We start from the raw sequence: 9,929 nt of genomic DNA on the forward strand, positions 1-9,929 counted from the left end.
GGGGATTGGGGACTGGGGATTGGGGACTGGGGATTGGGGACTGGGGACTGGGGATTGGGGACTGGGGATTGGGAATATAAAAGTTCTTCCTTGTCTTCCTTGTCTTCCTTGTCTCCCCTATCTCCCCCTACTCCCCTGCTTCCTAATCTCCCTCATCCCTGCTTTACATATCTTCATATCTATAGAATATCTTTTTTTGATATTTGTAAAAACATAATCTCCTGTGACACTGTGTAAATATAGCTAAATTGTCACTAAAATTGTAAGCAGCAGGGTGAATATACTTAGATTCAGCCCGACTCGATGCGGTTAAACTGAACTTAAGTGTGTTGCAACCGATATCAGTGCCACCTACCCCGACACACCATCTTTTCCCATCCATCCTTGTATAGAGAGAAAATTAGATGCTGGATTTAGTTTCGGTTGACTGTTTGAGTGTGAATACTCAACCAGTTAAGCAACACCGGATTATTGCTGCTATTGATATGGGAACAAATTCCCTGCACATGGTAATTGTGAGGATTGACCCGACGTTACCAGCTTTTAGCATTATTGGCAAAGAAAAAGAAACGGTAAGGTTGGGCGATCGCGATATTGCTACCGGTGAGCTAAAATCAGAGGTGATGAATCGGGCGATCGCTACTTTAAAACGCTTCCAAGAAGTAGCGAAAACCGCTAATGTGGAAACAATCATTGCTGTCGCTACCAGTGCGGTGCGGGAATCTCCCAACGGTAAAGATTTTTTACACCGGGTAGAAACCGAGTTAGGTTTAAGTGTTGACTTAATTTCAGGTCAAGAAGAAGCGCGACGCATTTACCTGGGTGTACTGTCGGGGATGGAATTCCACAACCAGCCCCATATTATTATTGATATTGGTGGCGGTTCTACAGAGATAATTTTAGGCGATAGTCATGAACCGCGTACTCTCACTAGCACGAAAGTCGGTGCTGTGCGTCTCACGACTGAGTTAATTAGCACTGACCCCATTATAGATGTTGAGTTTCAATACCTACAAGCCTACACAAGAGGAATGTTAGAACGTTCTGTAGAAGAAGTTTTAGCAAACCTCAAGTTTGGCGAATTTCCCCGCTTGATTGGTACTTCTGGCACAATTGAAACTATCGCCATGATTCACGCGCGGGAAAAGTTGGGTTCTGTTCCTTCAACCCTGAATGGCTATCAATTCACTGTCTCAGACTTGGAAGACTGGGTAAACCGCTTGCGAAAAATGACCAATGCAGAACGAGCCGCCATTCCCGGTATGCCTGAAAAGCGGTCTGAAGTTATACTGAGTGGGGCAGTAGTTTTACTAGAAGCAATGCAACTTTTAGGCGTAGAATCAATCACAACCTGTGGACGGGCTTTGCGAGAAGGTGTAATTGTTGACTGGATGTTAAGCCACGGTTTAATTGAAGATAGACTCCGCTTTCAAGGTTCGGTACGTGAGCGCAGCGTGATTAAACAGGCTAGTAAGTATCAAGTTAATTTAGCACATAGCGATCGCGTGGCGGCTTTTGCCTTAAGTTTATTTGACCAAACCCAAGGAGTGTTACACCATTGGGGAACAAATGAACGACAATTATTATGGGCGGCAGCAATTTTACACAACTGCGGTCATCACATTAGCCATTCGTCGCACCATAAACACTCTTACTATTTAATTCGTAATAGTGAATTACTGGGATACAACGAAACAGAAATCGAAATTATCGCAAATTTAGCCCGTTATCACCGCAAATCAGCACCGAAGAAAAAGCATGAAAATTACCGCAACTTGTTGAGTAAACAACATCGGCAAATAGTCAGTCAATTGAGTGCGCTGTTAAGATTAGCAGTAGCATTAGATAGAAGACAAATTGGTGCGATCGCTAGAATTGAATGTGAATATTATCAGGAATTGCAGCAATTCAATTTGTTAATTTATCCCACCAAACCCGATGATGATTGTGCCTTAGAACTCTGGAGTTTAGATTACAAAAAAGGAGTATTTGAAGCAGAATTTGACGTGAAATTAGGAGCGCATCTAGAAAAATCTGCGATTCCGCATTACTTCTAAAACCAGCGAACCATTGACTTGTAGAGACGTTGCATACAGCGTCTCTACATCATAATATACCCCAATCCCCAGTCCCTTCCAGTCCCCAATCCCCAGTCCCCAGTCCCCAATCCCCAGCCCCCTAAGTATTTTTTCCTTCACAAAAAGTCACAATTGGGTAGAATTGGTTAAAGCAATCTCTGCACCTGTTAACCAAAGGTATCAGCAAACTCATGCAACTGAAACTCAGTGCATCTAAACTACCCTTCGCGCCTCTACTACTCATTGCGCCTTTTTTCCTCTGGGGAACGGCTATGGTAGCCATGAAAGGAGTTATCCCCCACACCACACCCTTATTTATGGCGGGTGTCCGTTTGCTACCAGCCGGCGTGTTAATTTTAATTGTCGCCGCAATCATGGGTAGACCTCAACCCACAGGTTGGCTAGCATGGTTGTGGATTGGGTTATTTGCTTTCATTGATGGCACATTATTTCAAGGCTTTTTAGCAGAAGGTTTAGTCAGAACCAGCGCGGGTTTAGGTTCGGTGATGATTGACTCTCAACCTCTGGCTGTCGCCTTGTTGTCTTTGTGGCTGTTTCAAGAAAAAATCGGTTTTTGGGGATGGCTGGGGTTAGGCTTGGGAGTCACAGGTATTAGTCTCATCGGCTTACCAGATGAGTGGATTTTCAGTTTACTGGGTACTGGTACAGAAATCAAAATTGGCAACTGGGAGCATCTTTTTGCTAGTGGTGAGTGGTTAATGCTGTTAGCGGCTTTGTCGATGGCTGTGGGGACGGTGTTAATTAGGTTTGTGACTCGTCATGCTGACCCGGTGACGGCGACGGGATGGCACATGATTTTAGGTGGAGTGCCATTATGGGGCGTTTCATCTGTGGTAGAATCTCAACAATGGGAAAACCTTGTCTATTCTGAGTGGTTAGCTTTGGGTTATGCAACGGTGTTCGGTAGTGCGATCGCCTACGCTTTATTTTTCTACTTTGCCTCTAGTGGTAGTCTCACCAGTCTCAGTTCCCTAACTTTTCTCACACCAGTTTTTGCTTTAATCTTTGGTCATCTCTTGCTGTCAGAAGTCCTCAGTCCATTGCAATGGATGGGAGTCTTACTCACTTTAATCAGTATCTACCTGATTAATCAGCGTGATAACTTGGCAGGGGAAAATCAACAGCTAGCTGTGAATGAAACTTCTACAACACCGCAACCGCAATTAGCGGAAACATCCACAAATAAGCTTAATCCGTTAAATCAATAGTGTTAACTGTTGGGCGGGAAGTAAGATGATATACTATCGGCTAACAAAAAGCAGATTTTTTGTGAAGATACAGTTAACTTTAGACAAGTTTAGATTGTCAACATTACTGTCACTTTGTTAGCGCGTTTAGACGGCTACTTTTAAAATAATATGAGGCTACATCCCTCCTCAATTTTAATTATTACCTGTTTTTCTGGACTGGGTTTGTACTCAAATGGTGCTAGCGCAGTTACAGCTAACTCAGCACCCAAATTCATCGCACAAGCACAAGTTAGTTCTCAGGCACTTGCTCAAGAGGTGATTCTCACACCCGGTAGTCAAGGGTTAGCTGTAGAAAAGTTGCAAACCCAATTGCAAGGGTTAGGACACTATAATAATGTGATAGATGGAAAATACGGTCAAAGTACGAAACTGGCTGTAGAAGAATTCCAGAAAGCCAAAGGTTTAAAAAGAATAGATGGAATTGCAGACGTAACCACTCAACGTCATCTGCAATCAGCCTTGGCAGTTAAAAAAAATCAACTCACTGTCTCTAATATTAGTCAAACTTCTGCCTCGAAACTTGCAACCCCTAACCAACCCCAGCCAAACCAAATAAATTTTCTGTGTTGGTCATTCTTGGGAATCGGAATTTTAGGTAGTATTGGGGGTATTCTGGGTTTGTGGAAATTTTGGGAACAAAACAAACAACAAAAATATCCTCAAAGTATAGAAGAATATCAAGCTTTGAGTGCAGCAAAACCGGACAATATGACATTTGAACCGTCTGTACAAGCACAAGAATTAGAACCCACAGCCAACAGTGAGGAAAATACTGTTACAGCTACAGATTCGATATTACCTGTAGAAGCAACTTCTCGTTTAACTAAACTGAGTATTGTTGAGGAATTAATTAAAGACTTAGGTAGTAACGATGCTGCACAGCGCAACAAAGCGATTTGGGATTTAGGGCAACAAGGTGATTCACGGGCGATTGAACCATTGGTAAACTTGTTGATTGATGCAGATTCTCAACAACGTAGTCTGATTTTGGCAGCGTTGTCAGAAATTAACATTCGTAGTCTCAAACCTATCAATCGCGCCTTAGCTATCTCCATGCAGGATGAAAGTCCTAATGTCAGACAAAATGCTATCCGTGATTTGACTCGTGTTTATGACATGATGGCACAAATGAGTCAAATGTTAGTCCATGCTTTAGATGACCCGGATGATCAAGTCCAGGGTACAGCACAGTATGCTCTGAGTCAAATACATAGAATGCGGAGTGTAGCCACTGCAAAGAGTCTCATAGAAGATACTCAACAAGATGGAATCTAGAAATATTTCATCTGGATGTTAATATTGGTGTTTGGCCCTGCTACCAGCACAACTGTTTCACTAAACTTCGGTGCTTGCGTGCGAACTACTGGGTTTCTGGAAAAGCCCACGCCTTCTGTCGGCATTCCTAGACTATTACGGTTCAGAGTGCGATCGCCATTTTGGTCATGAATCACCGCCACAGCATAACTCCCGGCTGGCAAATTGTTAAAGCTTACTTGCAAGGGTGTTTCGCTGATTTTAGCACATTGTTTCTGAAATACACGCTGGCGATCGCCCGGAAATCCTTGACTGCTAGCAAATAAATTGACGCAGACTTGTCCTTGTTGATTTTTCAACCCATCAATATTAACCATTAGTTGACCTTGAAAACTAGCCTTAGCACTTTCCAGCCAGGCTAAATTTCCTACACTCGCCAACAGCATCATCCCCACCGTGATTTTTTTCAACATAAAATTTCTGCTGAAAATAAACATTTATCGTGCCACTTCATCCTGACACGATTCTGTTGATATACGCAAGCTGATTGTATAAAAATCGTGATATCACATCCTTGAGAGTAGTTATCATATCTGTTGGGATAGGGAACAGGGAACAGGGAATAGGGAATAGGGAACGGGGAATAGGGAACAGGGAACAGAGTTAGAGAAAAGTTTGCATCTTCAGTTAACCGGACTTGACACACATCTTGCACCTGTTCCTGAATGATAATTTTTGGAGGGTGGGCATTGCTTGCAAGTTGCTCAAACCCTTAATTTGAGGTTGTTGGGTGTGCATCGCCTGGAACTTATTGAGAATGGTGCAAGATATGCTTGATATGATTACCGTAATGCCGTTACAGGTAGTTTAATGATTAACTCCGTTCCTTGTCCTACAGTAGAGACACAAGACAACTGTCCGCCGTGTTTTTCCACAATAATTTGATAACAGATAGACAGTCCCAATCCTGTACCTTGTCCTACAGGTTTAGTGGTAAAAAATGGGTCAAACATTCTCTGTTGCACATCTTCTGGAATACCAGGGCCATTGTCAGCTATGCGAATCATCACCTGTTGCTCATCAGTGATTGTAGTCTGAATCAAGATTTGGGGACGTAGGCGTTTACCATTGCTTAACCCAGACTCAGTAATGCAATGTGATTCTTTCCCGACTGCCAACTCACCATTACCTATTCCCGCCTCTAAAGCATCAATCGCATTGGCTAACAGATTCATAAATACTTGATTGAGCAAACCAGGGTAGCAATCAACTGGGGGAAGATTGCCGTATTCTTTAATAATGCTAATGCTTTGATCAGTTTTGTGATTTTTCAGTCTGCTGTGTAAAATCAGCAGGGTGCTATCAATACCTTCATGAATATTAACTGTTTTTCTCGCAGATTCATCTAAACGCGAAAAATTTCTCAGGGAACGAACTATTTCTTCAATGCGTTCGCAACCAGTTTGCATGGAAGTTAAAAGTTTAGGAATATCTTCTGTAATAAAGTCTAGGTCAGTTTGCGCGATCGCCGTTTCAATTTCTGCTACAGCTTCGGGATAGTGCTGACGGTACAAACTAATCACGTTGAGTAAATCGTGAATGTAATTAGTCGCATGGACAAGATTACCAGCAATAAAGTTGATGGGGTTGTTAACTTCATGAGCAATACCCGCTACCAACTGACCCAACGCCGCCATTTTCTCATTTTGTAATAATCTGCTATAATTCTGCTTTAAGTCCCTAAATCCAGCTTTGGCTAATTGGGATTGTTCTTCTACACGCTGCAATTGAGTCAGGGTGAGGGCATGAATTTGAGCATTAGCCAAAAGCAACTGATGGAAATCAACTATTCCATAGTTACCAGATTTAGATTTAACTAAAATTGGTTCATAAACCAATTCAGGCGATCGCTTTAATGCTAGCTGATTTGCCGCCACAATCAGCGTATCTTCAGAAAATATGCACAGTTGTGTCTGTAAAAATGTATAAAGATTAGCGATAGGACGCAATGAAAACAAACCGAGGCTATAGGGGCGACTCATATACTCAAAAAATCTCCGTCGCGAAATCATCCCGACAAATTCCTGGTTTTGAATCAAGATAATTCCTGGTAATAAAGGCTCTTGCTCAAATAAGCGAAGTAATGTATTACCTGGAAGGTGTTGCTCAATTTCAAGTTCCCATACTGGTAATTCTTGCAAGGTAGAATCTAATTGCAAGCTCAATTCACTAGCATCAGTCATGCTACGGGTAGTGAGCCTCATGAAAATTATTTACCCTCTAGATATGACTATTACTTTCGCACTGACACCATACTTGTCTAGTTCCTAGAACTAGCAGTATTAGTTCCTATTATTCCCTGAAAATTGTAATAAATCTTATCTATAAGCAGTATTTATTAAACTTTGCTGACTCTTCAATCCTGTGTGGTTGTTTGCTGAAGGAGCGATCGCCAGTCTGCTAAAATTGCTTCTGTCCACAACCAATTCTGGTTTAATTTCCCAACCTGGAAATTGATCGGGTCTGCGTTTAAAACTGTTTGACGCAAGTTAATAGCCGTATTAATATATTGAGCTTTTTTATTGCCAGTTAAACTCTGTGCAGATTTATATAAACCTAAAGCTAACCCCGCATAGGGAGTTAAAGCCTCACGAGGTACTTCTGTATTTGCAGATACGGTTTCAGTTAAGACTAGATTTTGCTGTTTGAGTGCCAAATCTAAAGCCCGAAACCAAGAGTCATTAGCCCGATTGAGATTTCCCTCGGCGTAGTAGGCAAATCCCAGCGCATTATGATATAGAATAGAATTTGGGTTAGCTTTAACTGCATTTTCCCAGTAACGACGCGCATCGTCAATACTGTATTTGGGATCTCCAGTTTGGATAGACTGCCAAGCTAACCGCCCTTTGAGAAAGTTGACAGATGGCTTTTGGGCTTGCTCTGGCGGAATCACATTCAGGGCTGTTTGAGCAGCAGGTAAGACATTACGATTTAATAATACTTCTACAGCTTTTAAGCCGGCTTCTAAGTTACCTTGATTTAAATATTCTGTGGCAATGGCTGTTACCCTGGCTGTGGGCAGATTTTGAATATCGGCGGGAATTGGCTGAGGTGCTTGTAACTGTTGGTTGGGCAGAGGTGGGATATCAGGTAATTTTGAACTTGGGCGATTTTGCCACCACCAAGTAAAAGCGATAACGGTAGCGATCGCACTAGCTCCGATGATACCTAAAATTGTCCAATGTTGACGACGTAGCCGAGTTCGAGAAGATGGAAGGCGCAAATTTGGGGAAGCGGCTGGCGGTGTTTGGGGAGTTTCACCAGTTGTGGGCGGTACTACTGTCTTTAGTTCGGTTTCTCTGGGTGCAGTAACCGTCTGGGTATCTAAAAAACTATGATCTTGCAGTTGTTGTCTAATTTCTTCTGGCAGTAATGGTTCTTCATCCTCAGTGGTTTGCTGATCTAATTGACGAAAGATATCAGAAACAAAAGCATGATCTTCTGCATAGGTAGAATCATCGTACTCGATTTCATCAACTAAATCACCCCAAGTGTCTTCCCCCAACCAATCTAAGCCGGAAGGTTCACCAGCTAACCCAGGGGGAATCATCCCTTCCAGGGATAAAGACATTTCTGTATCTTCCATCAAAGTTGAGTAAGTCGGGGTAGCAGTCGCAGTTCCCGGCATAGAAGGAACATACTCATCAAGTAAATCAACGTTGGCAGTAGTCCCGGTTTTGGGGTAGAGAAAACCCTCAAATTCGGGCTGGAGATACAAAATTGGTAACGCCCAGTATAATTGGTGGGAACCATAGGCGGAAATTAATCCCTGACGTACCCGACTCACACATAAATCAACCGGATATCCTTGACTGAGGTTGCGATAAAACAATTGTGTCAGGGTGACTGCTACCTCATCGGGAATACGTTCTGACATTGCCAACACACTCTGAATCCCGCGCTTGACGAGGCTGGCTGTCAGGTTACGTTCCCATGAATCCTTAGCATGACTTTCACTGGTAGCGGTGTATGCCCCCCAACAGGAGTTAAACACCGCCATTTGGATATTGTTGTTCACCAGCAAACCCGCTAAATCATCACCACTGAGGGTTTCTGTCAAACCGGTGCGATTGCTGACGAGATAAATTTCCCCACCGTTTGGCCCCATATCACTATGACCAGAGTAGTGGAGAACATCAAATCTACCTTGTTCTAAAGCTTGCGTCAATTCTTCTCTACCCGGCTGGTCTAGCAGGGTGAGTTCAATTTTTGGTAAATAATGATTACCGTTGAAGGAGTGGGGTAGCTGACGGTGTAGTTCAGCTTGTAGTTTAATGGCTTCTTGTTTGAGTAAATCTAAATTAACTTGGTCTGAGGGCGATGCTAGCACCATCAAAACCCTAATACCGCCGTTTTCTGGAAGTTGGGATCTATTGGCTACGGGTAAACGGGAAGTTCTGGCAATGCCGCTTTGGTAGCGAGAGAAAGCAATATAGGGGCCTGTTGCCAGAGGGCGATCGCCCGCGTGCATCACTTCCCACGGTAAACGTGCTAACCTATTATCCTTCAGACCCAAACGTAAACGTAGCACCTGTTGTTGATTTTGGGCAATGCCTTGAGCAGTAATCCAACTATCTCTGAGAGTGCCTTGAAACAGTGCATTATAAAGTTGCTGACCCAATGCCACTAGATTAACAGAGTTGTTGGCGATCGCATCTCCCTGTAAAAGTACCTGTAAAGGGTCATTCATCAAATTGCCAGCAGCAGCCAACCATTCAGCCACCGGCCAAGTCACCAATTCCTCCGCCAATGGCACCCCAGGCGCGACTTGTTCCGTCCGCACCAAGTAGTCATTCTGCCCTACTGGAGTCACGGAAATATGAAATTCCTGGGTCACAACTTCTCCTGTTTGCTTTTTCAATCCAATTTGAAACGCGAAAGTTTCAATTCGATTTTTCGCTCCTTCTCATACTGTAGATGGATTCGACCCCCGAATGTTTCTGGAATTAGTCCTATCATCCCTGGTTGGTTAACAACCACCAGGGTTTTTTGCTTTTGACTCTCCCTACTGCCATTAACGGCGCAATGCCTGGCGACGCTGCTAAAATGTGTGCCAAAGGTGTTCCCTGAGTTTTGTTGTCTAGCCTACAACAATCATCAATTTGGCAAAATTTATCCGGAAAAGGCTACCTACCTTGGGAAGAATTAATTGGTAGATGCACCCTGATAACTAACTCCCTTGGCTGGCTGCCACCACCAGGGGCTTTTTTTTGTCCAGGCAACAACAATGATCAATTTGGCGAAATTATCCTGAAACTGCCAACGA

The 9,929-nt window shown here is 43.2% G+C and carries 7 protein-coding genes; 4 read left to right on the forward strand and 3 right to left on the reverse strand.

The window, feature by feature from the left end:
* The first annotated feature begins 404 nt into the window (after positions 1-404).
* The 3 genes from A3775_RS00415 (at position 405) to A3775_RS00425 (ending at position 4,624) form a co-directional block, all read left to right on the forward strand.
* Positions 405-2,057: a Ppx/GppA phosphatase family protein gene (locus A3775_RS00415; RefSeq protein ID WP_066423407.1), complete on the forward strand. Its 1,653-nt coding sequence runs from the start codon at positions 405-407 to the stop codon at positions 2,055-2,057.
* Between the two features lie 212 nt (positions 2,058-2,269).
* Entirely contained in the window at positions 2,270-3,307 is a 1,038-nt protein-coding gene (locus A3775_RS00420; RefSeq protein ID WP_066384429.1) for a DMT family transporter, read from the forward strand.
* Between the two features lie 150 nt (positions 3,308-3,457).
* Positions 3,458-4,624 (forward strand): peptidoglycan-binding protein, encoded by a 1,167-nt coding sequence (locus A3775_RS00425; protein ID WP_066423409.1) that lies wholly within the window; start codon positions 3,458-3,460, stop codon positions 4,622-4,624.
* Here the strand turns inward: A3775_RS00425 and A3775_RS00430 are convergent.
* The 3 genes from A3775_RS00430 to hetF all read right to left on the reverse strand — a co-directional run bounded on the left by A3775_RS00430 (position 4,621) and on the right by hetF (position 9,500).
* On the reverse strand, positions 4,621-5,076 hold the full coding sequence (locus A3775_RS00430; RefSeq protein WP_066384435.1) for a DUF2141 domain-containing protein: 456 nt from the start codon (positions 5,074-5,076) through the stop codon (positions 4,621-4,623). The genes A3775_RS00425 and A3775_RS00430 overlap by 4 nt on opposite strands.
* A 369-nt stretch (positions 5,077-5,445) precedes the next feature.
* The gene (locus tag A3775_RS00435) at positions 5,446-6,867 is read right to left on the reverse strand and encodes a sensor histidine kinase (protein ID WP_066384438.1); all 1,422 of its coding nucleotides are present in this window, start codon (positions 6,865-6,867) and stop codon (positions 5,446-5,448) included.
* 152 nt (positions 6,868-7,019) lie between these two features.
* A complete protein-coding gene (gene hetF / locus A3775_RS00440; protein WP_066423411.1) occupies positions 7,020-9,500 on the reverse strand; it encodes a cell division protein HetF in 2,481 nt (826 codons plus the stop codon).
* A gap of 236 nt (positions 9,501-9,736) precedes the next feature.
* Here hetF and A3775_RS24845 point away from each other — a divergent pair.
* Positions 9,737-9,929: hypothetical protein (locus tag A3775_RS24845; protein ID WP_231866910.1), on the forward strand; the 193-nt coding region annotated here is incomplete at its 3' end.

Origin of the sequence: Anabaena sp. 4-3, from assembly GCF_001597745.1 — a bacterium.
Lineage (GTDB): Bacteria > Cyanobacteriota > Cyanobacteriia > Cyanobacteriales > Nostocaceae > Trichormus.

Bases quoted from the DNA above. Each gene is read 5' to 3' on its own strand.
- A3775_RS00415 (WP_066423407.1), top strand. From the start codon at position 405: ATGCTGGATTTAGTTTCGGTTGACTGTTTGAGTGTGAATACTCAACCA.
- A3775_RS00420 (WP_066384429.1), top strand. From the start codon at position 2,270: ATGCAACTGAAACTCAGTGCATCTAAACTACCCTTCGCGCCTCTACTA.
- A3775_RS00425 (WP_066423409.1), top strand. From the start codon at position 3,458: ATGAGGCTACATCCCTCCTCAATTTTAATTATTACCTGTTTTTCTGGA.
- A3775_RS00430 (WP_066384435.1), bottom strand. From the start codon at position 5,076: ATGTTGAAAAAAATCACGGTGGGGATGATGCTGTTGGCGAGTGTAGGA.
- A3775_RS00435 (WP_066384438.1), bottom strand. From the start codon at position 6,867: ATGAGGCTCACTACCCGTAGCATGACTGATGCTAGTGAATTGAGCTTG.